17 protein-coding genes, 1 tRNA gene and 1 riboswitch are annotated in these 19,496 nt (G+C 69.7%); of the genes, 11 read left to right on the top strand and 7 right to left on the bottom strand.

The features are described from left to right. Positions 1–132 precede the first annotated feature (132 nt). Both EJC77_RS03585 and EJC77_RS03580 read left to right on the top strand, forming a co-directional pair. Entirely contained in the window at positions 133–750 is a 618-nt protein-coding gene (locus EJC77_RS03585) for a TetR/AcrR family transcriptional regulator (protein ID WP_125610202.1), read from the top strand. Positions 751–887: 137 nt separating this feature from the next. After that, on the top strand, positions 888–2,951 hold the full coding sequence (locus tag EJC77_RS03580) for an oxidoreductase (protein WP_125610201.1): 2,064 nt from the start codon (positions 888–890) through the stop codon (positions 2,949–2,951). Here EJC77_RS03580 and EJC77_RS03575 read toward each other — a convergent pair. Continuing rightward, on the bottom strand, positions 2,926–3,447 hold the full coding sequence (locus tag EJC77_RS03575; protein ID WP_125610200.1) for a SixA phosphatase family protein: 522 nt from the start codon (positions 3,445–3,447) through the stop codon (positions 2,926–2,928). The genes EJC77_RS03580 and EJC77_RS03575 overlap by 26 nt on opposite strands. A gap of 33 nt (positions 3,448–3,480) precedes the next feature. Beyond that, positions 3,481–4,311: a winged helix-turn-helix domain-containing protein gene (locus EJC77_RS03570; RefSeq protein ID WP_125610199.1), complete on the bottom strand. Its 831-nt coding sequence runs from the start codon at positions 4,309–4,311 to the stop codon at positions 3,481–3,483. 647 nt (positions 4,312–4,958) lie between these two features. On the opposite strand from EJC77_RS03570, the gene EJC77_RS03565 reads away from it, so the two are divergent. From EJC77_RS03565 to EJC77_RS03555, 3 genes are all read left to right on the top strand, one after another. Next, positions 4,959–5,555, top strand: coding sequence for an IS607 family transposase (locus EJC77_RS03565; RefSeq protein ID WP_125610198.1), 597 nt, complete (start codon positions 4,959–4,961; stop codon positions 5,553–5,555). Between the two features lie 23 nt (positions 5,556–5,578). Next, positions 5,579–6,844: a hypothetical protein gene (locus tag EJC77_RS03560; protein ID WP_125610197.1), complete on the top strand. Its 1,266-nt coding sequence runs from the start codon at positions 5,579–5,581 to the stop codon at positions 6,842–6,844. Between the two features lie 279 nt (positions 6,845–7,123). Next, positions 7,124–8,326 (top strand): FAD-dependent monooxygenase, encoded by a 1,203-nt coding sequence (locus EJC77_RS03555; protein WP_125610196.1) that lies wholly within the window; start codon positions 7,124–7,126, stop codon positions 8,324–8,326. 19 nt (positions 8,327–8,345) lie between these two features. Here the strand turns inward: EJC77_RS03555 and EJC77_RS03550 are convergent, their stop codons facing one another. The 3 genes from EJC77_RS03550 to EJC77_RS03540 form a co-directional block, all read right to left on the bottom strand. Then, positions 8,346–10,301, bottom strand: coding sequence for a hypothetical protein (locus EJC77_RS03550; protein ID WP_125610195.1), 1,956 nt, complete (start codon positions 10,299–10,301; stop codon positions 8,346–8,348). A gap of 559 nt (positions 10,302–10,860) precedes the next feature. Continuing rightward, entirely contained in the window at positions 10,861–12,126 is a 1,266-nt protein-coding gene (locus EJC77_RS03545; RefSeq protein WP_164520308.1) for an MFS transporter, read from the bottom strand. Continuing rightward, positions 12,123–12,620, bottom strand: coding sequence for a MarR family winged helix-turn-helix transcriptional regulator (locus EJC77_RS03540; RefSeq protein WP_125610194.1), 498 nt, complete (start codon positions 12,618–12,620; stop codon positions 12,123–12,125). The genes EJC77_RS03545 and EJC77_RS03540 overlap by 4 nt, the downstream gene beginning before the upstream one ends. A gap of 186 nt (positions 12,621–12,806) precedes the next feature. Beyond that, positions 12,807–12,966: riboswitch (cyclic di-AMP (ydaO/yuaA leader) on the top strand. Positions 12,967–12,968: 2 nt separating this feature from the next. On the opposite strand from EJC77_RS03540, the gene EJC77_RS03535 reads away from it, so the two are divergent. Beyond that, positions 12,969–13,640 carry an aggregation-promoting factor C-terminal-like domain-containing protein gene (locus EJC77_RS03535; protein WP_125610193.1) on the top strand — a complete coding sequence of 224 codons (672 nt, stop codon included), beginning with the start codon at positions 12,969–12,971 and terminating at the stop codon, positions 13,638–13,640. A 78-nt stretch (positions 13,641–13,718) separates the two neighbouring features. On the opposite strand, the gene upp is transcribed toward EJC77_RS03535, so the two are convergent. Continuing rightward, the gene (gene upp, locus EJC77_RS03530; protein ID WP_125610192.1) at positions 13,719–14,354 is read right to left on the bottom strand and encodes a uracil phosphoribosyltransferase; all 636 of its coding nucleotides are present in this window, start codon (positions 14,352–14,354) and stop codon (positions 13,719–13,721) included. Between the two features lie 22 nt (positions 14,355–14,376). Between upp and tadA the strand changes: the two genes are divergently transcribed. Continuing rightward, positions 14,377–14,850, top strand: a complete 474-nt coding sequence (gene tadA / locus EJC77_RS03525) for a tRNA adenosine(34) deaminase TadA (protein WP_276309042.1) — start codon at positions 14,377–14,379, stop codon at positions 14,848–14,850. Positions 14,851–14,879: 29 nt separating this feature from the next. Here tadA and EJC77_RS03520 read toward each other — a convergent pair whose 3' ends face one another. Further along, on the bottom strand, positions 14,880–16,046 hold the full coding sequence (locus tag EJC77_RS03520; protein WP_125610190.1) for a DNA glycosylase AlkZ-like family protein: 1,167 nt from the start codon (positions 16,044–16,046) through the stop codon (positions 14,880–14,882). Between the two features lie 57 nt (positions 16,047–16,103). Here EJC77_RS03520 and EJC77_RS03515 point away from each other — a divergent pair. The 4 genes from EJC77_RS03515 to EJC77_RS03500 all read left to right on the top strand — a co-directional run bounded on the left by EJC77_RS03515 (position 16,104) and on the right by EJC77_RS03500 (position 19,468). Next, a tRNA-Ser gene (locus EJC77_RS03515) sits at positions 16,104–16,193 on the top strand. 166 nt (positions 16,194–16,359) lie between these two features. Then, positions 16,360–17,097: a response regulator transcription factor gene (locus EJC77_RS03510; RefSeq protein ID WP_125610189.1), complete on the top strand. Its 738-nt coding sequence runs from the start codon at positions 16,360–16,362 to the stop codon at positions 17,095–17,097. Then, positions 17,094–18,671 (top strand): sensor histidine kinase, encoded by a 1,578-nt coding sequence (locus EJC77_RS03505; protein ID WP_125610188.1) that lies wholly within the window; start codon positions 17,094–17,096, stop codon positions 18,669–18,671. Before EJC77_RS03510 ends, EJC77_RS03505 begins: the two co-directional genes overlap by 4 nt. Before the next feature lie 140 nt (positions 18,672–18,811). Next, the gene (locus EJC77_RS03500; RefSeq protein WP_125610187.1) at positions 18,812–19,468 is read left to right on the top strand and encodes a hypothetical protein; all 657 of its coding nucleotides are present in this window, start codon (positions 18,812–18,814) and stop codon (positions 19,466–19,468) included. The last annotated feature ends 28 nt before the right edge of the window (positions 19,469–19,496 follow it).

The following is a 19,496-nucleotide window of genomic DNA, read 5'->3' as shown; positions in this document are numbered from 1 at the left end:
AGCACTTTCACTAAGCAATCTGTTTAGCCACACGGTATCCCGATGTGACGCACAGCACAATACCCACCCGATGACCGGGCCCGGCCCGGGGCCGCGTCCCGTTCGTGGGCGCCGATGGCATAGGTTGAACGGATGGATCGCAGAGGCAGGCCAAGGGCCACCCCGGAGCATTTGGAGCCGGTGCTGCATGCCGTCATCCGGCTCTCGGTCACGCGCGGCGCCGCCGCCGTCTCGTTCCGGGACATTGCGGACGAGGCCGGCGTGTCGGTCGGCATGTTGCAGCACCACTTTGGCACCCGCGCGGCGCTGCTCGAGCGCGCCCACGAATGGTATCTGCTGGGCGTCACCGAGCACATGCGCGGCATCGCCCGGGAGGATCTTCCTCCCTGGGAGAAGCTCCTCAAGCTGTGCGTGCGGGTCTCCTCGCGGGAAGACAGGGCCCAGCGGGCGTCCATCTGGGTCGAGCTGCTGGCCCAAAGCGCACGGGATGCCTCGATGCGGGCCCTGGTGGGCAGGATCAACCGCGAATGGTCGTCCGTGCTCGAGGAGGTGATCGATGCCGGCGTGCACAGCGGCGATTTCCGGCCATCTGGCACTGCCCGGGTGGCGGCGCAGCTGCTGGTGACATTTGTGGATGGCCTTGACGTGGCCGAACTGACGGGCGTGGCGGGCGAGCCGCCAGGCAGCTGGGACGGGATGCTCTTCGAGGTGGCACGGATGATCCTCGGGGCCGGTCCGGCAGCGGCCTGACGTCACTGCGGATTACCCGGGCGTGCGGGACGAAAATATTCCTTGACACCCGCCGGGCCAATTGCCAGTATGACCGTATTGAAAAAGATTTCCACCCGGCTCGCATCATCGCCGCCGCCAGAGAGGCCACGCCGCCAATGTCATCCCCGTCAGCCGAGACCGCAGGCTTCGACCATGCCCTCTCACCCGGCCGGCTCGGCCCGGTCACCGTGCGCAACCGGATCTTCAGCTCCGCCCACCAGACGTCACTGGTGAAGGACCATCTGCCCACCGATGAACTGCGCGCCTACCACGAAGAGCGTGCGAAGGGCGGCATAGGGGCCATCTTCGTGGAGGCGACGGCGGTGCACCCCAGCGGGCTGCTCACACCCAAGACCCTGGGCGGCTACCTGCCCGAGATCGTCGAACCGCTGGCCCAGGTCGCCGACGCCGTTCACCGCCACGGGGCGAAGCTGTTCGTCCAGCTCTTCCACGGGGGACGGGAACAGATCGCATCCGCACCGCGGGCTCCGGCGCTGGCTCCCAGCGCGGTGCCGACGGCCCGGTTCCACGTCGAACCCCGGGCCCTGACCGAGGCCGAGATCACCGACCTGGTCGCCGGCTACGCCGCCTCGGCCCGGCATATGGCGTCCGCCGGGCTCGACGGCGTCGAAATTTCCGCGTCGCACGCCTATCTGCCGGCGCAGTTCTTCTCCGCGCGCAGCAACCTGCGCACCGATGCCTACGGCGGAGGGTTGCGCGCCCGACTGAAGTTCCTGCTCGACATCATTGCCGCCGTGCGCGAAAGCCTGCCACCGGAGAAGGCCGTCGGCGTGCGCCTGGCCCTGGACGAGCTCAGCCCGGGTGCCATGGACCATGAGGAATGCGCCAGGATCGCCGAAATCCTTGCCGCCGAAGCGCCGATCGACTTCATTTCGTTTGTCCTCGGCGACTCCGCCACCTACCAGGGTTCCTCCTTCATCGCCCCACGGCCCGCGTCGATGCCCGGCAGCATCATCGGCGTCCTGCAGGATATCCGGGCGCGACTGGATGGCCGGGTTGCCGTGCTGGCCACCACCCAGGTGCTTGAGCTGGCCGACGCGGATGCCGCCGTGGCGGACGGGTCCGTGGATTTCGTCGGGATGACGCGCGCCCACATAGCGGACCCACATCTGGTGCGAAAGTCCGCCGCGGGCATCCGGCCGATCCCCTGCATCGGCTGCAACGTCGGGTGCATCGGCCACTACCACGCAGGCCTGCCCATCGCCTGCATCACCAATATCAGTACCGGGCGGGAACGGACCCGTCCGCAGCCCGCCGTTGCCGGACTCCCTGCGATCCGGCGGACCCTGGCGGTCGTCGGCGCCGGGCCCGCCGGGGTCGCCGCGGCGATGGCCGGTGCCGGGCGGGGCTTGGCCGTCACCCTCTACGAGAGGGAAGCCGAGATCGGTGGCCAGCTTCGGCTGGCCGGCGGCGCCCCCGATCACCGGGCCGTCTGGTCGGCGTGGCGTGACTGGGCAGGGCCGACCCTGGAACAACTCCGCGTTCTGCTGCGGCTCTCGGCCGAGCCGGATGCCGCCGACCTTGCCGGGTTCGACGCCGTCGTGCTGGCCACGGGTGCCCGCCCGTACCGGGACCCGGCCGTGTGGGCGGCCTGGGGCGAGACGTTGATGCTGGATGCCTGGACGGCGCTGGAGCACCCGGAAGAGGCACGCGGCACGGTCCTGGTGGCCGATTGGGGCGGCGATCCGAGCGGACTGGACTGTGCCGAGGTGATGCTGCAGCGCGGCCACCGGGTGTACTACGCCTATGCCGGGCCGTCACCCACGGAGCAGATCCACCAGTACCAGCGCAACGGCTATCTCGAACGGCTCGATGTCGAGGAATTGACGTTGCTGCCGCACCTCGGACTGGTCGCCGAGGATGGCAGGCTCGCGATGCGCAATGTGTTTTCGGGCAAGACCCGGCCGCTGCCGCCCGGCGTGGACACCGTCATCGCCGTCCATGGCCGGGTCCCGCACCAGTCCCTGCCGGCCGGGGGCGTCGGCCCGGTCGTGGAGGTGGTCGGGGATGCGCTCGGCCCGCGGTCGCTGGAGGAAGCCACGTTGGAAGGCACCTTGGCCGCCGAACGACTTGTCGGCCAACTCAACCGGGAGCCGGAGGCCGTGCCCGTCGAAATCCCCGCGGGCGGGCCGGTCAGCGCGGGACCACGAATTTCGTGACGCGCGCGTCCTGCCCGTCCAGCAGCGCCCACTCGCCCGTATGCTCGAGCACCGTGAACGCACTCGTCGGGTAGGCGGACGCCATCTCCATGTAGGCGTCCTGGTCGGAGTCGCGCGACGCCAGCCGCAGGGCCAGGTCCTGCACGCCGGGCATGTGGCTGATGACCATGAGCGTCCGCACGGTCTCGGGCACGTGGTTGATGACCGACAACATGCGCGACGACGACGCCGCGTACAGCTGGTCCTCGAGCTTTGGCGTGGGCGCCTTGTCACCGAGCTGCTGGCACACCCACGTGCAGGTTTGGCGGGTGCGCAGCGCGGAGGAGCACAGGATGAAGTCGGGCACGATCGCGTGGTCCATGAGCCATTTCCCGGCCAGCGGCGCCTCGGCGTGGCCGCGCTTGGCGAGCGGGCGTTCGTGGTCGGCCACATCCAGCGGCCACGCCGCCTTGGCATGGCGCATCAGGACCAGGCGCTTGACGTGGTGTTCGCTCATGGGCCAAGTCTTTCATGGGCACGGTCCACCGTTTTAGATCGAGTACTCCGGCGCGGCCCAGACCACGACCTCGGGGTGCTCGTAGAACCGGTAGCCTTCGCCGCGCACGGTGCGCACCGTGTTGGCCAGGCGGCCCAGCTTGGAGCGCAACCGGCGGATGTGCACGTCGATGGTGCGCTCGTTCGGCACCTCGTCGGCGTTGCTCCACAGGCCTTCGAGCAGCTCGTCACGTCCCACGGTGCGGGTGCCGTTCTCGACCAGGTAGTTCAGCAGCTCGAACTCCTTGAACGTCAGGTTCAGGGTGTCGCCGTCGAGGTGGACCTCGCGCCGGGCCAGGTCGATCAGCACGCCGGAGGGGCGGTGGTCGGCCACGGCCGGCTGGCGCGCCGGCTCGGGGCGCTGGCGGGCGGCGACGGTCGGATCGCCGAACGTGGAGCGCACCACGTCCAGCGGGGCGCCGGGCGCGTCGGCCGGGGCGATGGCGACGGCCGCGTAACTCTGCGCCTGCGGAACGAGGGACTGGGCGTAGGCGCGGATGTCCTGGGCCAGCCTGGCCAGCGACGTGCCGGCCGCGGCCGCCGTGTCCTCGTCGACACCGACATACAGCACGAAGCCGTGGGCGACGTTGTCCGTGCCGATGCCCTGCACGGCCGGGGCGCCGGCCACCACGGGCGTCGGGGCGGTCAGGGGGGCCGCCGCGCCATTGGGCGCGGCGCGCAGCTGGGCCGAGGCGGCCTCGGCGCCGGGCCGGTGCGGATCATGGCGGGCCGGGAGCCCGGTGCGGACCAGCGGGTTCTGGACACCGGCGGCCGCCTTGGCGGCATTGCGGACGGAAATGTGGACGTATCCGGATGCTACAGACATTGAACGTTCCTCACAGAAGGGCCGCGGGTGCGGCTGAATGCAGGGTTTCCGCCCTGGAGGGCGGGGCCGGGCGCTCGTCATTGAGCGGGACAGAGCGCCGAGAGTGCCATGGACTCGGGGATGCTGAGTCAGGCCCACATTCGACAACGGGGCAGGTTCCCTCCGGCATGCATGGTGCGGACGGGTGCTGCGGCGCCAATGTGCACTGTTTGGGTGTTCACAACCCCGAGTGTGCTACGTAACAATCCGAACTTGCAAGTAACAAAGGGTCCAAACGACCACATCGTGAGACTTAACGGGGTACTGTGACCAATCCGACAAAACAGATTCGACGTCCAGTGGCGCGTTTTCTCCCGCAATGCCAGAACCATTTGCTTCGAATTTCGCTCTTCGCACGCATTTGTTCGGAGGTCGGCCGATTCGCGTGGAATATGTTCATCGCCGGATTTGACAGCCGCGCGTGGACCCGTCGAGGCCCTTCGAGGGCACGGGCCCTTCAAGAACACGCCACACGCCCGTGATTCCCGGCGCGGACGCGAATTGTTGACCGGTACCGGTGGTGTTCATAGGTTCGCGGTAGGTCGAAATCCTGTACGCTTAGATAAGATTTGATTTACTCTGGTGAGTGTCTGAGGTAAGATTGGGCTATGAAGTTGAAGGATTGGGCCCTCTCGCAGGGCCTGCATCCGCAGACCGCCTATCGGTGGTTCCGGGAGGGCACGCTGCCTGTTCCCGCGCGGCGGGTCGGTCCCCGGCTGATCATTGTCGAACCTGGCGGCGCACCCGCCGCTGCGGGGGCGTTGGGCCTGTATGCGCGTGTGTCCTCCCCTGACCAGAGGGACGATCTGGAGCGGCAGGCGGCCCGCCTGCGGGCATGGGCTCAGACGACAGGGCTCCCGGTCGTCCGGGCGGAGGCGGAGGTCGCCTCCGGCATGAACGGGGATCGCCCGAAGCTGCGCCGCCTGCTTGCGGACCCCGAGGTGACGACCGTCGTCGTCGAACACCGTGACCGGCTGGGCCGGATGAACACCGAGCTGGTGGAATCCGCGCTGGAAGCCGCCGGGCGGCGGCTGGTGGTGATTGATTCCGTCGAGCTGGACGACGACCTGGTGCGGGACGTCACCGAGGTCCTCACCTCCTTCTGCGCACGCCTCTACGGGGCCCGCTCGGCGGCCACCCGTGCCAAGCGCGCCCTCGACGCCGCTGCCGGTGGCGCGGCGGGCGAGGGCGGCAAAGGCCAGTGAAGGTACAGCGCGGGAAGGGAGAGTTGCGGACCATTGCCGCTCCCTTCGTCGTGGCCGCCCCCAGCGGGGTGCGCATCCGCACACGCATCCACCCCACGAGCGAGGAAGCCGCCGCCCTGCGGGCGATCGGCGGGCACCTCGGGCGCCTGTACCGGGCCGACCTCGCCGCCCGGGTGCGGCTGGGCCGTGTCCCGGCCGCCGCGCGCGGGCGGACCGGGCGCAAGCGTGCCCTGACGGCCCACTCGTCCTCCCGCTGGGCCGGGAGCCTCACCCGCGCGGTGGAAGACCAGTACCAGCTGGGGCTGCGCGCCCTGAGCGCCGAGGTGTCCTCGTTGCGCTCGGCCGTCGAGGCGCTGACCAAGCGCACGAGGGTGCGTGCCGGTGAGGTCGCGGCGGGGGTGCGCGGCTACCGCACCCGGGCCGAGCGGCACCAGAAGACCCGCCGCCTGGCCGCCCTGCGGACCTGCCTCGCCGAGGCGGAGCGGGCGCTGGAGCGCGGCGCACCCTCGATCACGGTCGGCGGCGGCCGGCTCTGGCGCACCCGAGCCCACCTCGAGGCGGCGGGACTGAGCTTGGCCCAGTGGCAGGCGCGGTGGGAGGCGGCGCGGATGTTCCTCACCGCCGACGGCGAGAGCGGGAAGAAGTGGGGGAACGAGACCATCCGGGTGGACGGCGACGGGCAGCTGACCCTGAAGGTCCCCGCGCCCCTGTGCGCCGAGTTCGGCACACGGCTGACGCTCGCGGCCCCGGCTGCCTTCACCCATCGCGGGGACCAGTGGCGGGACCGGGTGTCCGCGAACCGGTGCGTGCGCTACGACATCAGCCACGACCCCGACAAGGCCCGGTGGTATGTGGATGCCTCGTGGGGGTATGGCGGGGGACCCGCCCCGGCCGTCGAGACGCTGCAACAGGGGCGGGTTTTGGGCGTGGATGTGAACGCCGACCACTTGGCCGTGTGCGTCCTCGACGCCGCCGGGAACCCGGTGGGTGAGCCGCGCTCCATCCCGCTCGCCCTGGCCGGCTTCCCGGCAGAAACCCGCGACGGGCGGCTCCGGGCGGCCATCACGGCGCTGCTGGATGCCGCCCGGGACGCCGGGTGCCCGGCGGTCGCGGGAAACGGTTCCGCCGCACCGTGGCGGGCATCCGCACCGCGAAATTCCGGGACCGGCTGGCCGCGATGGCCGCCAGCCGGGGGATCTGGGTCATTGCCGTGGACCCGGCTTACACCTCCCGATGGGGCGGCGAGCACTGGCGGACGCCCCTCCAACAGACTTCCGAGGCAACAGTGACGGGCCACCAGGCCGCCGCCGTCGCCATCGGCAGACGCGCCCTCGGGCACCGGATCAGGCGACGGGAGGACGGACCCCGCACTCGACAGAGGACGGGCGCGGGCCGACCCAGTCCCAGGCCTGCCAAGGTTCCCGACGGCGCGGCAGCCTGCACAGGCCCGGCTCGCCCGGCGGTCACGAACCGCCCGGGCCCACCGGGAACCGGCAGGCCGCGTGCTCCCAAGACCGTTCGGGGAGCAAGTGCGAATCTCATTCGTACACGTTAGGAACGGTGGGTTCATGTCCTCGCCCGTGCGGCCGCGTCCCGGATCGGCGCCCGGCGCCGTCATCTGCGGTGCCGGCATCAGCGGCCTGGCCGCGGCGGCCTTCCTGGCCCGGGCCGGGTGGGACGTCAGCGTCGTCGACCATGCCCCCGGCCCGCGAACCCAAGGCTACATGATCGACTTCTTCGGCCCCGGCTGGCAGGCGGCCGGGGAACTCGGCGTGCTCGCCACCCTGCGGGAGCGCGGCTACCGGGTGCCGCGGGTCGACTACGTGGATGCGACCGGGAAGCCGACGGCGTCGCTGCCGGTTGAGCGGCTCTCCGCGGCCTACGCGGACCGGCTGACAAGCATCATGCGCCCCGACATCGAACTCACGCTGCGCGAGGCGTTGCCGGGGAACGTGCGGCTGCGCTACGGCACGACGGTCACGGCCGTCAGCCAGGACGCGCACGCCGTCACGGCCACCCTCAGCGACGGCAGCACGGAGACGGCCGACCTGCTCGTCGGCGCCGACGGCGTGCACTCGCAGATCAGGGCGCTCGCGTTCGGCCCGGAAGCGGACTTCATGAAATACCTGGGCTTCCACGTCGCCGCGTTCAAGTTCCACGACCCGCGGCTCGCGGCGCTGGTCACCAACCGCTACGCGGTGACCGATACCCGCAACGAATCCCTGTTCTTCTACGCGCTCCGCGACGGCACCGTCAGCGTCATGGCGGTGTGCCGGAACGCGGACGCCGCCCTGCCCGCGGATCCGCGGACCGAACTGCGACGCCGGTGCGCCCGGTTGGCGTGGATCCGCCCGCAGGCGCTCGATGAGTGCCCCGGAGACGTGTACTACGACCAGGTCGCCCAGATCGTCATGCCGCGGTGGCGTGCCAACCGGGTCATCATGCTCGGCGACGCCGCCGGGGCCGTCTCCCTGCTGGCCGGCCAGGGCGCGTCGCTGGGCATGGCGGGCGCGTTCGTGCTGGCCGACGAACTTGCCCGGGCAGGAGCCGGCGGCCGGTCGGTCCAGACCGCCCTGGCCGCCTTCGAGGACCGTTGGCACCCGCGCGTGCTGGGGTTCCAGAAGACCGGGGCGGCCGCCGCGCAGTGGTTCGTGCCCGCGACGCCCCTCGCCTCGTGGATGCGGCGGGCCGCCATCAAGGCCACCGCGGTCCCGCTGGCGGGCCGGCTGGTCGGCACCGCGGTGGTGGGAAAGGCGGGCGCCGCATTGTAGCGGCACCCGCCGCGCCGTCCTAGCCGCCCACCCCGATGCAGAAGGTGATCTGCGTTGTCAGCGCAACGTCGTCGAACAGGCCCGTGGTGCGGGACGTCCGGGTGACGAGCGAGACGACATAGGAGCATGGATTCCACGTACTCGTGTCGATGTGCTGGTGCGCGGACGCGCCGCGCGGGCCGGACCCGCTGACCACGGTCCCCGGTGCGGAGGACGAGAAACTGGTGACCGAGAGGCTCCAGTCCGCCATCAGTTCGTGATCCGTGGTGTAGTTCAGGTCCAGGGCCGTGCTGATGGGGGTGCACCCGAGCAACGGGCCGACGAGGAACTGCTGGATGGTCAGCGCGCGGATGGCATCCCAATTGTTGATGTGCACCTTTGCCAGCGAGTTGCTGAAGTCGGCGATCGGCCCCGAACCGACCACCCGGGTGGCCTCGAAGATGATGCCAAGATCGGCACCGTCCTTCTGGTTCGCCGCCGGAATGGGATCACCGGCGACGATTCCGCCGGACGGGTCCCCGCCGGGCACGTCCACGCCGGTGTCGTACCCGACCAGGGTCGTGAACCCGCCGGAGATGGAGTCCGGGTCCACCACGATCCAGCCCTGTGCGTCCGGGACGATGACGTGTCTGCTCGGTCCCTGCCACGGGGCCCCCGGTGCAGGCGGCACCGGGTCCGGGACCGGGCTGCCCTCGATCGAGATGCTCTGGAACGTCGGGACGTTGACCGCGCCGGCCACGCCGGCCAGATTCTCCGGCCACGAAATCAGCCGGGTGCCGGCGTCCGCGTTGCAGACCCGGCTGCCGGTGATCGGCGCATTGGTGCCGGCGATCAGGAACCGGTACTTCATCGCTGTGCCGTCGATCGGTGAGGCAACGGGACAGAATCCGCGCAGCTCAAGGCAGTCGAAGAAGCCGAATCCCGGACCGCCGTTGCTGCTCAAGCCCGAGTACGACAACCCCTTGTTGGTCAGGCCGGTTCCCGGATCGATGTCGGCATAGATGTCGAAGTGCCCGATGTGGGTGAACCAGGGCCGCAGGACCGGGGTGCACACGCACTGGCAGAGCAGTCGGCAGTGGAATGAACAAATCCAGTGGCACAGCTGGGTGCAGAACCGGGCGAGCCCCAGCTCGTCCACCAGGCCCGCATAGGCCGCCTCGTCCCCGGAGGCCACCGCGTCGGCCAGTCTGCCCAGTGCGGACCGGTTGTCCGCCAGCTTCGAGACGGCCTGCGCAAAATCGAAGGCCTCGCGGAGCGGGTTGTCCGTCGTCTCGATCGGGAATGGCCGGCAGAGGGTGAAACAGATGCGCACGCACCGCCAACTGCAGAACCATTCGCAGATCACCGTGCAGTTCTGGTCCAGGTCGTTGCGCACCAGGATCTGGCGCATCAACTCGCAGTTGCCGGACTCGGCTGCCTTGACGGCCTGCGCAAAGGCCTTCTCGTTCTCCAAGAGCCGGCCCAGGACGGCGCCGAGGGCCGTCAACTCTTCGGCCAGATACACCGGCCGCTGGGGCTCCGGGGAACAGACCACGCGGCACAGCAGCCTGGTGCGGACGGTACAGACCCAGTGGCAGATCAGGTGGCAGAAGCGCTCCAGCTTCAACTCCGCCAAGAGCGCCCGGAATCCGTCACCGTCGCGGTGTTCGACCGTCGCGGCCAGGCGCTCGACCAGCTCCTCGTCCTGGGTGATCCGGACCAGCGCCGCGGCGAACTCGCGCGGGTCCGGCAATTCGATGTCGGTGGGCGGCCCGCACAGTTCCAAGCAGAGCAGGACGCACTCCTTGCTGCGGATCCACTCGCAGACCAGTTCGCAGCGTTCCACGAGCTTGCGCTCTTCCAGCAGACGCCGGAAGGAGTCCCGGTCACCGGCCCGGAAGGCGTCGATCAGGGATCGAAAGGCATCCTCGTGGGTGAAGGCACCTATCGCCTGGGCGGCCCCGGCCAGATCATTGATCAAAGCTTCGTCAGCCATTTCACACTCCTCAAGCATCAAAAAGGGGTCAACAATTACTCAACGGCAATTTAATTGCCCCTATGCGCGGATTATCCCCGCCGCTCACCATGCGATTCGGCGGAAAACAGACGGGACGATGGTTGGGCTTGTTCAAACTCAACGTCCCCGTGTACGCCGCGATGTGGAGAATTCCAATTGCGGCCGGTGCCGTGAAATGACGGTGCCCCATGCCCCTGGTAAGGGGCTACAGATCACCGGCGCCCCATCCCGGGTCTCTGCGTGCCTTGGCAATTATTCCGGCGCATCCCCCATAAATCCTCCGACTTCAGCGGGACCCCGGCGAGACGGCCGCACGTTCGCGCCCGTTCGTCGCACTGATAAAGAGATCCTAGTCCGGCGAAATGGGGCCGTCAATGATTTCAGCAGGCATATTCAAGGCCGGGCCAGGCACTTTTGTCCGCACCCTTCACGCGCGCCCCCGGACGCCGGAAAAGGGGCCGCCACAACCCCACTTTGTTCCCCACCCCCGTATGATATTTATTTTCATTCGATGGCAACTTCAAGTATTTCAGGCGTGTCAGGCGCGCGCCGTCCGGACCAGGAACGCCGGGCGGAAGCCGCGCAGCTGGTCGCGCAGGCGCACCTGGTTGCGCCGGTTCATCAGGATCAACGCCACCGTGCCGGCAACCAGGGCGACGACAGCGCCGATGACCAGTGACCAGCGCGCACCGAATTCGGTGGCGATCCAGCCGACCAGCGGTGCGCCGATCGGGGTCCCGCCCTGCAGCAGCACCATGTACACGGCCAGCACGCGCCCGCGCATGGCCGGGTCCGTCGTCAACTGGACGGTCGTGTTGCACGCATTCATGAACGTCAGCGCCGCCAAGCCGACCGGCACCAGCGCCACGGCGTACCAGAAGTAGGAGGGCATGAGCGCGGCGATGACGACCGTGACACCGAACGCGAGCGCCCCGCCGACGACGTAGAGCATGCGCACGTTCTTGCGGCGGGCGGCCAGCAGGGCGGCCGCCAGCGTGCCGATCGCCATGATCGAGCCGAGCAGGCCGAACTCGCCCGGGCCCAGGTGGAACACGGTCGTGGCCATGAGTGCGTTGGTGATCTGGAAGTTCATGCCGAACGTGCCGATCAGGAACACGAGCACCATGATCATCACCAGGTCGGGGCGTTGGCGGATGTAGACGAGCCCGGCCCGGATCTGCCCCTTGGCCCGGGGGACGCGCGCCACGGGGTGCAGCTCGTGCGATCGCATGCGCCACAGCGAGATGATCACGGCCAGGAAGCTGGCGGCGTTGAGCAGGAACGCGGGCCCGGTGCCGACCCACGCGATGACCAGGCCGGCGATGCCGGGGCCGGCCAGCCGGGCCAGGTTGAAGGAGGCGCTGTTGAGGGCGACGGCGTTGGGCACGTCGGGCGTGTCCACCACCTCCGAGACGAACGCCTGCCGGGACGGGGCGTCGAGGGCGCTGGCGACCCCGAGCAGCAGGGCCAGGGCATACACGTGCCAGAGTTCGACCGTGCCGGTGACCACGAGCAGGCCGAGGGTGAGCGCGCACAGGCCCATGGCGGTTTGCGTGGCGAGCAGCAGCTTGCGCTTGTTGACGCGGTCGGCGAGGACGCCGGCCCAGGGGCCGAGGAAGACGATGGGCAGGAATTGCAGGCCCGTGGTGATGCCGGCGGCCGTGCCGTCGTTGTGTGTCAGGATGGTCAACACGAGCCAGTCCTGGGCCACGCGCTGCATCCACGTGCCGATGTTCGACACCAACGCCCCGGACACCCACAGCCGGTAGTTGAAGACCCGCAGCGCGCGGAACATGGAACTCATTGGGCGCTCATCTCCTGCAGGATCCGGGCCGCCTCGGCCAGGATGGCCCGGTCCTCGGGGCTGCGCGCGGCGATCCGGGTGGCCAGCCACTGGGTCCGCTTCGACCGGGCCTCGATCAGCCGGGCGGCGCCGTCGTCGGTGATCTTGACGAGGACCTGGCGCTTGTCGGCCGGGTTGTCGCACCGCGCCACGAGCCCATCGGCCTCCAGCGCGTTGACGATCCTGGTCATGGACGGTGCCTGGATCATCTCCCGCTCGGCCAGCTGGCCGATGCCCAGCGGCGCCTTGGACACGGCATTCAGCACGGAGTATTGGCCGGGGCTGAGCGCATGGCCGGCGGCCTCGGTGCGCAGCCGGCGCGAGGTGCGCATGATGGCCACGCGCAGCTCGGCCGCGAGGGGCCCGATGCTCGAGCCCCTGCCCCGTGGCTTGGCGACCGGCGCCGCGGGGCCGGGCCCCGCCGTCGTACTTTTCTCATCAACCATGTCAGTCATGCACCACTGTCCCTGCGTCACGTATCCCAGATACTTAGCATAGGTCATTAGCAATGCTAAGTAAATGGCATGTGGGTGACCTTCGTTACCAAAATGTGACTTAGTGGTCTCGGATCTGTATCGTGGATGGGGTGCCCGCCGGTCGATTTCGACCCTGGGCATGCCTGGACGGTTCGCCGAGCTCTGCCGCCGCCCACGCCCGTTCAGCTATTGCGGCAGAGACGGGGGACCCACTTTTTGCGGGCCTCCACCCTTGGAAGCCCTTGGGGTTAAGTCGCGCCCTGGCGCGCCCGGATGCTCTCATCCGAACCCGACAGCTCACCTCGCAGGCGTTGAGAGAGGTTCTTCATGTCAACACTGCCGCAGCACGGCCGTCGCCGCGCCAAACCGGTACGCAAGGATTCACTGGCCCGCCTGCTCTGGGACGCCGCCCCCAAACCCGGGGCGCCGGCCGCACGCATGACGGCGGTCGCCGTCGCCGGTGCGCTGCTGGCCGGGGCGGGCATCGCCCACGCCGCCACCTCCGCCACCACCGCCGGCCCGCAGGCGGCCGGATCCAATGTCTCCGCCGCCGTCACGGCGCCGGGCAAGGCCACCGTCAATTTCGCCACGATCGCCGTCAAGACCGTCGCAGAGAACACCACGAACGTGCCCGCGGTCACCGGCGCGGCCAACGATGTCAAGCCGCTGGGCGCCGGCGCCGGCCCCGTCGACGACCCGGTCGGCGCGCAGAAGTACGCCGCCTCCAAGCTCGGGGACTTCGGCTGGGGCCAGGACCAGATGTCCTGCCTGGTGCAGCTGTGGAACCGCGAGTCCGACTGGCAGACCACGGCCGAGAACCCGTCGTCCCTGGCCTACGGCATCGCCCAGTCGCTGCCGGCCTCGAAGATGGACAGCGTGGGCAGCGACTGGCGCACGAACTACCGCACCCAGATCGACTGGGGCCTGGGCTACGTCAAGGACCGGTACGGCTCCCCCTGCGGCGCCTGGGACCACGAGACGTCGATCGGCTGGTACTGATTCCCCCTCTGTGACGGGTCTCGACAGGCTCGACCACCGGTGGTCGAGCCTGTCGAGACCCGGAACAGTAGGGCCGGGTCAGTCGACGACGCCGTACAACCGGTCGCCGGCGTCGCCCAGACCCGGGACGATGTAGGCGTTCTCGTTCAGGCCCTCGTCGATCGAGGCCAGGACCACGTGGACGTTGTTGCCTTCATGGGCGGCACGCAGCTTCGCCAGGCCCTCTGGCGCGGCCAGCAGGCAGATGCAAGTGATGTCGGCGGCGCCACGGTCGAACAGGAACCTGATGGCCTCGATCAGCGTGCCGCCGGTGGCGAGCATCGGATCGAGCACGTAGACCTGGCGGCCGGTCAGGTCGTCGGGCAGGCGTTCGGCATAGGTGATTGCCTCGAGGGTTTCCTCGTTGCGGGCCATGCCCAGGAACCCGACCTCGGCGGTGGGCAGCAACCGGGTCATGCCCTCGAGCATGCCCAGGCCGGCGCGCAGGATCGGCACCACGAGCGGCGTCGGCTTGACCAGGCCCGTGCCGGTGGTGGCGGTGACCGGCGTCTCGATGGCGACCTGCTCGACCCGGACCTCCCGGGTGGCCTCATAGGCAAGCAGGGTGACGAGTTCCTCGGTGAGCTGCCGGAACACCGGGGACGGGGTGTTCTTGTCCCGCAGGACGGTGAGTTTGTGGGCTACCAGGGGATGGTCGACAACCAGTACGCGCATGCATAAAAGCTACCATTGAGCCGTGGCCCCCCTACCGACTCCCCGCCCCGCACACGATGCCTGGATGGGGTTGGCCCTTGGTGAGGCCAGGCGTGCCCTGGACACCGCCGACGTGCCGATCGGGGCCGTCGTCGTCGGTCCCGACGGGCAGGTGATCGGCACCGGCCGCAACGAACGCGAGGCGGTGGGCGATCCCACCGCGCACGCCGAAGTGGTGGCGATCCGGGCGGCCGCACGGGCGCTGGGGTCGTGGCGGCTGGACGGCTGCACCCTGGTGGTCACGCTGGAACCGTGCACCATGTGCGCCGGGGCGATCGTGCTGGCCCGCGTGCCCCGGGTGGTGTTCGGCGCATGGGACGAGAAGGCGGGCGCGGCCGGGTCCGTGTTCGACGTGCTGCGCGAGCGGCGGCTCAACCACTGGGTCGAGGTGTTCCCCGGCGTGCGCGAGGACGAGTGCGGGGCGCTGCTGCGGGACTTCTTCGCCGCCCAGCGGTAGCGGCCAGGCCCCGTCCCTGGTTGTCGGCGCTAATTGTTGGCGCCATTGAGTGCCGCGATGCGCTTGGCCCGGGACGACGGCGAATCGAGGCTGAATGAGCGGAAGTCGCCCAAGTCTTCGCGAATGAAGTCTTCCACCTCTTCAATGCGCGCCGTGACGGCCGGGGTGGGGGCGTCGAAGAGCCAGTGCGCGATGCGTTCCGCTTCCGGGTCATACTGCCACAGGCCGATGATGCGGCCACGGTCCAGGATCGGATGGTCCGGCAGGTCGGCCTGGAGTGCCAGGGTGGTGCTGAGGATCTTCCGGTCCTGGTCCTTCCCGGCGAACAGTTCCTGGGAATTGCGGCGGAGCAGGACGAGTGAGTCCGAGCCCGCCAACAGCTGGATCTGTTCCTCCGCGGGGGCCCTGAACCCCTCAAGTGCTGCGGCGTCTTCGGGTAGCATCCACAAGCCGTGGGCCTCGACGGCGCCCGCGTCCGCGAGCACGGCCTTGGTCTGGGCCACCGTGAACGCCGTGAACCACTGGGTCTGCTTGAGCGTGGCGCCGCCCGTCCAGCCGAGGTGGCGTTCCATGAGCCGGGCCCGGGCCTGTTCGGGGGTGAGATCGCTGGGTGCCAGGTTCCACGCCGTGTAGGCGTAGCGCTGCTGGTCGAGCCGGCCGTTGACGGGCACGCGGCGGATGCGGCCCCCGGCCTGCAGCAGCCCCAAGGCGGCGGGCAGGGTGGTGGCGGCGCCCTTCTTCTTGCCCTCCTCCCCCAGGCTGCGGACGGCGTCGCCCAGTTGGTCCTTGAGCTGTTTGGGATCGAGCGGGCCGGCGTCTTCGCGGAGCACGGCCAGGATTTGTTCCTCCAGGCTCGCGATTTCTTCCCGCGTCACACCCAGTTTGTGCAGGATTTTCGCCTGGGCCTCGGCCGCCCCCTGGCCCAGTGACAGCGCCCAGGCGAAGTCGTCGGCGCCCAGCACGTACGTGCAGCCCCTGGCGGTGGGCAGCTCGTGGATCCGCAGGGCGGCGACGTCGGCATCGGCCTGCGCGCCCCGGATGCCGGCCCGGGCAAACAGTGTGAGGTAGGGATTGGCGCCGCCCACGGACCGCGCCCAGCCCGCCCGGTCCAAGACCTCGGCCGCGGAATTCCTTGCCAGCGAGCCGTCCAAACCCTGCTTGTGCCAGCTCCACGCGCGCAGCGTCTCAATGTCCATGGCATCATCCTGCCCCGTTTTTGCACTGGCCCGTTCACCCGGTAAGGTTGACGCGTTGGTGACGTGTCCGAGCGGCCGAAGGTGCAACACTCGAAATGTTGTTTAGGTGAGAGCCTAACGTGGGTTCAAATCCCACCGTCACCGCCACCTCCACAAAGGATCCCCGTCGAGCATGCGCTCGGCGGGGATCCTTTGCCTGACGGCAGCCGGGATTCCCCGGGAATCGATCACCCGATCCCACCACCAAGGGCAACACAGCATCCGCACAGGATATGTCCAGCCGCTCGGCGCGCCTTGGCCAGATAATGGTCACATGGAACAGCCACGTGAAAAGGTCGTCCTGCCCAAGCTGAGCCACGCGGACGGCTCCCCGGTCAGGGCGCTCGTCGTCGACGACGAACCCAGCCTCGCCGACCTCATGCGCATGGGCCTGACCATGGCCGGCTGGGACGTGAAGGTGGCGCACGATTCGTTCACCGCCGTGAAGGTCGCCCGCGAATACCGTCCCGACGTGCTGGTCCTGGACATCATGCTGCCCGGCATGGACGGCGTGCAGCTGCTCGGCAAGATCCGCACGTTCGCCCCCGACGTGCCGGCCCTGTTCCTCACGGCCAAGGACGCCATCGCGGACCGGGTCATCGGGCTGACGGCCGGCGGCGACGATTACGTCATCAAGCCGTTCAGCATGACCGAGGTGCTGCTGCGCCTGCACCGGATCGCCGAACGGGCCGGGGTCACCCAGCCGGACGCCGCACGGCTCGTCGTCGGCGACCTGTCGCTGAACCGCGACTCGCATGTGGTCAAGCGCGCCGGCAGGCACATCGAGTTGACCGCCACCGAATTCGAGCTGCTCACCTACCTCATGGAGAACCCGCGCCGCGTGCTCAGCAAGGCGCAGATCCTGGACCGCGTGTGGAGCTACGACTTCGGCGGCCAGGCGAACATCGTCGAACTGTACATCTCCTACCTGCGCAAGAAGGTCGACGCCAACCACGAACCGATGATCCACACCGTCCGTGGCGCAGGCTACGTGCTCAAGCCCGCGCCATGACCGCGTCCACGCACCGCCCGGCGATCCCCCCGCCGCCCAAATCCGCGCCATCCGGGGGGCCGCAATCGCCGCCGGCCGGCCATCCGGCAGGCAGGCCGGAAGGGCCGGAAGGCACGACGGCGGTCGCGGGCAAACGCTGGTACCGTCCCGGCACGTGGCACCTGGGTACGCGGCTGATCGCCGTCACGATGGCCCTGCTCACGGTCATCTGCGTCCTTGTCGGCATGGTCTGCTACACGGCCATGAACCTGTCCCTGCGCGACCAGCTGGATTCGCAGTTGAGCCAGGCCTCGCACCGGGCCAATGTGTTCACCACCGAACCGCCCCCGGACGTGACCGGCGGCCGCCCCGACCCGCTCAACGCCCGCGGCACCGGCACCGGGCAATTGAACGCGGTCATCATCAACGGCACGATCGTCGCCGCCGGCATGCTCTCCCCGTCCGGCGCCCGGCAGACGCTCACCCGGGCCGACCTGGTCACGCTTGCCGCGCTGCCCGTCACCGGCCAGCCACAAGACGGTGCCCTGTCCATCGGCCCATACCGGGTCCAGTCGGTCGCGACACCGACGGGTGCCATCGTCATCACCGGCCTGCCGCTGGGGCCCACCGAGCAGACGTTGGCCACGCTCGTGCTGACCATCGTGCTCGTCTCGCTCGCCGGGCTGCTGGCCGTGGGCCTGCTGGGCACGGTCATCATCCGGCGTACCATGAAACCGTTGGAGCAGCTCTCCGGCGTCGCCACGAACGTGGCCCATCTGCCGCTGGATGCCGGCGAGGTGGCGCTGGCCGTGCGCGTCCCGCCGAGCGCGTCGAACCCGGGCACCGAGGTCGGCAACGTGGGGCACGCGCTCAACGGCATGCTGGACAACGTCGCCCATGCGTTGCAGGCCCGCCAGCGCAGCGAGACGAAGGTGCGCCGGTTCGTCGCCGACGCCAGCCACGAGCTGCGCACCCCGTTGACGGCCATCCGCGGCTACACGGAGCTGCTGCAGATGACCGAACAGCTCAGCGACGAGGGCCAGACGTCGCTGTCCCGGGTGAAGGAGCAGTCGTTGCGGATGGGCGCGCTCATCGAGGACCTGCTGCTGCTGGCCCGGCTGGACGAGGGGCACTCGCCCAGTCTGGAGCGCATCGACGCCGTCCAGCTCGTCGTCGAGGCGGCCAGCGACATCCGTGTGGCCGCCCCGGACCACCGGTGGACGCTCGAGGTGCCCGACGAACCCGTCGAGGTCAACGCCGACGTGAGCCAGCTGCGCCAGGTCGTGCTGAACCTTCTCTCGAACGCGCACAAGCACACCGACCCGGGCACTTTGGTCGTCGTCGGCGTGGCCCGCGGTCACCAGGGCGACGCCGTCATCACGGTCACCGACAACGGCCCCGGCATCGACCCGGCGTTCCAGCAGGTCGTGTTCGACCGGTTCGCCCGCGCCGACGCCGCCCGCTCCGGCACGGCCGGCACCACGGGGCTGGGGTTGGGTATCGCCGAGGCGATCGTCACCGCCCACCACGGCACCATCGAACTGGAGAGCCGCCCCGGCCGCACCCGGTTCACCATCCACCTGCCCGCCGCCTGAGGGGCGCCGCCCGAGGCACCCGCGGCGCAAACCGCGGACGACGGCGGCGGCCGCGTGCCGTCGTCGTCCGCGGTGGGGTTCGGACCGGCCGCCCACCCTCGATACACTGGGAGGCGACCGATGGACTGGGAGGAGCGACCATGCGCAGGCAGGCCTCGCCCTTCCGGCTGCTCCGGGCCGGCGCCATTGCGGGCACGGTGCTGGTGCTGGCCGCCGGTGCGCACGTGCTCGGCGGCGGCGCACTGCCCGCCCCGCTCATCATGGCGGCGCTCACGGCGTTGACCATTCTCGGGGCCACCATGGCCACGCTGGCCCGGATCACGCTCCCGGCGATGACCGGGCTGCTCGGTGCCAGCCAGCTGGCGCTGCACCAGGGTTTCGACCTGCTCGGCGCGCCCGCGGCCGGTTCCGCCATGCCGGCGGGCCCGCATGCCATGCACTCGGCCGCCGAGATGGCCGCCGCACTGGGCTCCGCCGCCACACTTCAGGCCGCAACCTTGCACAACGCAGCCTTGCAGGACGCAGCCCATATGGGCGGCGGCCCGTCGCTGGCGATGATCGCCGCGCACACGGCCGCAACGCTGCTGGCCGCGGTCGTGCTCGCCCGGGGCGAGGCGGCGCTGTGGGCCTTGGCCGGTTGGCTGCGCCCGCTGTTCATCGCCGCACTGGCCACGGTCCCGCTCCCGGCGGCATTCCGCCCCCGGCCGGTACCGGCGGCGCGCCCATTCCTGCCGTGGCGCAGCCTGCGCATCAACGGCCTGCGCGGCCCGCCGCTCACCGCGATCCACGCCGTCTAACACCCTCCGGGCCAATCCGCGGGGTGTC

The organism is Specibacter cremeus (assembly GCF_003946885.1).
In the GTDB taxonomy this organism is placed as follows: domain Bacteria; phylum Actinomycetota; class Actinomycetes; order Actinomycetales; family Micrococcaceae; genus Specibacter; species Specibacter cremeus.
The sequence above is the reverse complement of the archived record's forward strand: the minus strand, read 5'-3'. Positions and strand labels throughout refer to the sequence as shown.

Excerpts from the sequence above, each read along its gene's own strand:
- EJC77_RS03510 (WP_125610189.1), top strand. The coding sequence starts at position 16,360 with ATGGAACAGCCACGTGAAAAGGTCGTCCTGCCCAAGCTGAGCCACGCG.
- EJC77_RS03545 (WP_164520308.1), bottom strand. The coding sequence starts at position 12,126 with ATGAGTTCCATGTTCCGCGCGCTGCGGGTCTTCAACTACCGGCTGTGG.
- EJC77_RS03550 (WP_125610195.1), bottom strand. The coding sequence starts at position 10,301 with ATGGCTGACGAAGCTTTGATCAATGATCTGGCCGGGGCCGCCCAGGCG.
- EJC77_RS03565 (WP_125610198.1), top strand. The coding sequence starts at position 4,959 with ATGAAGTTGAAGGATTGGGCCCTCTCGCAGGGCCTGCATCCGCAGACC.
- EJC77_RS03500 (WP_125610187.1), top strand. The coding sequence starts at position 18,812 with ATGCGCAGGCAGGCCTCGCCCTTCCGGCTGCTCCGGGCCGGCGCCATT.
- EJC77_RS03505 (WP_125610188.1), top strand. The coding sequence starts at position 17,094 with ATGACCGCGTCCACGCACCGCCCGGCGATCCCCCCGCCGCCCAAATCC.
- EJC77_RS03580 (WP_125610201.1), top strand. The coding sequence starts at position 888 with ATGTCATCCCCGTCAGCCGAGACCGCAGGCTTCGACCATGCCCTCTCA.
- EJC77_RS03535 (WP_125610193.1), top strand. The coding sequence starts at position 12,969 with ATGTCAACACTGCCGCAGCACGGCCGTCGCCGCGCCAAACCGGTACGC.
- EJC77_RS03520 (WP_125610190.1), bottom strand. The coding sequence starts at position 16,046 with ATGGACATTGAGACGCTGCGCGCGTGGAGCTGGCACAAGCAGGGTTTG.
- EJC77_RS03585 (WP_125610202.1), top strand. The coding sequence starts at position 133 with ATGGATCGCAGAGGCAGGCCAAGGGCCACCCCGGAGCATTTGGAGCCG.
- EJC77_RS03540 (WP_125610194.1), bottom strand. The coding sequence starts at position 12,620 with ATGACTGACATGGTTGATGAGAAAAGTACGACGGCGGGGCCCGGCCCC.
- EJC77_RS03575 (WP_125610200.1), bottom strand. The coding sequence starts at position 3,447 with ATGAGCGAACACCACGTCAAGCGCCTGGTCCTGATGCGCCATGCCAAG.
- EJC77_RS03555 (WP_125610196.1), top strand. The coding sequence starts at position 7,124 with ATGTCCTCGCCCGTGCGGCCGCGTCCCGGATCGGCGCCCGGCGCCGTC.
- upp (WP_125610192.1), bottom strand. The coding sequence starts at position 14,354 with ATGCGCGTACTGGTTGTCGACCATCCCCTGGTAGCCCACAAACTCACC.
- EJC77_RS03570 (WP_125610199.1), bottom strand. The coding sequence starts at position 4,311 with ATGTCTGTAGCATCCGGATACGTCCACATTTCCGTCCGCAATGCCGCC.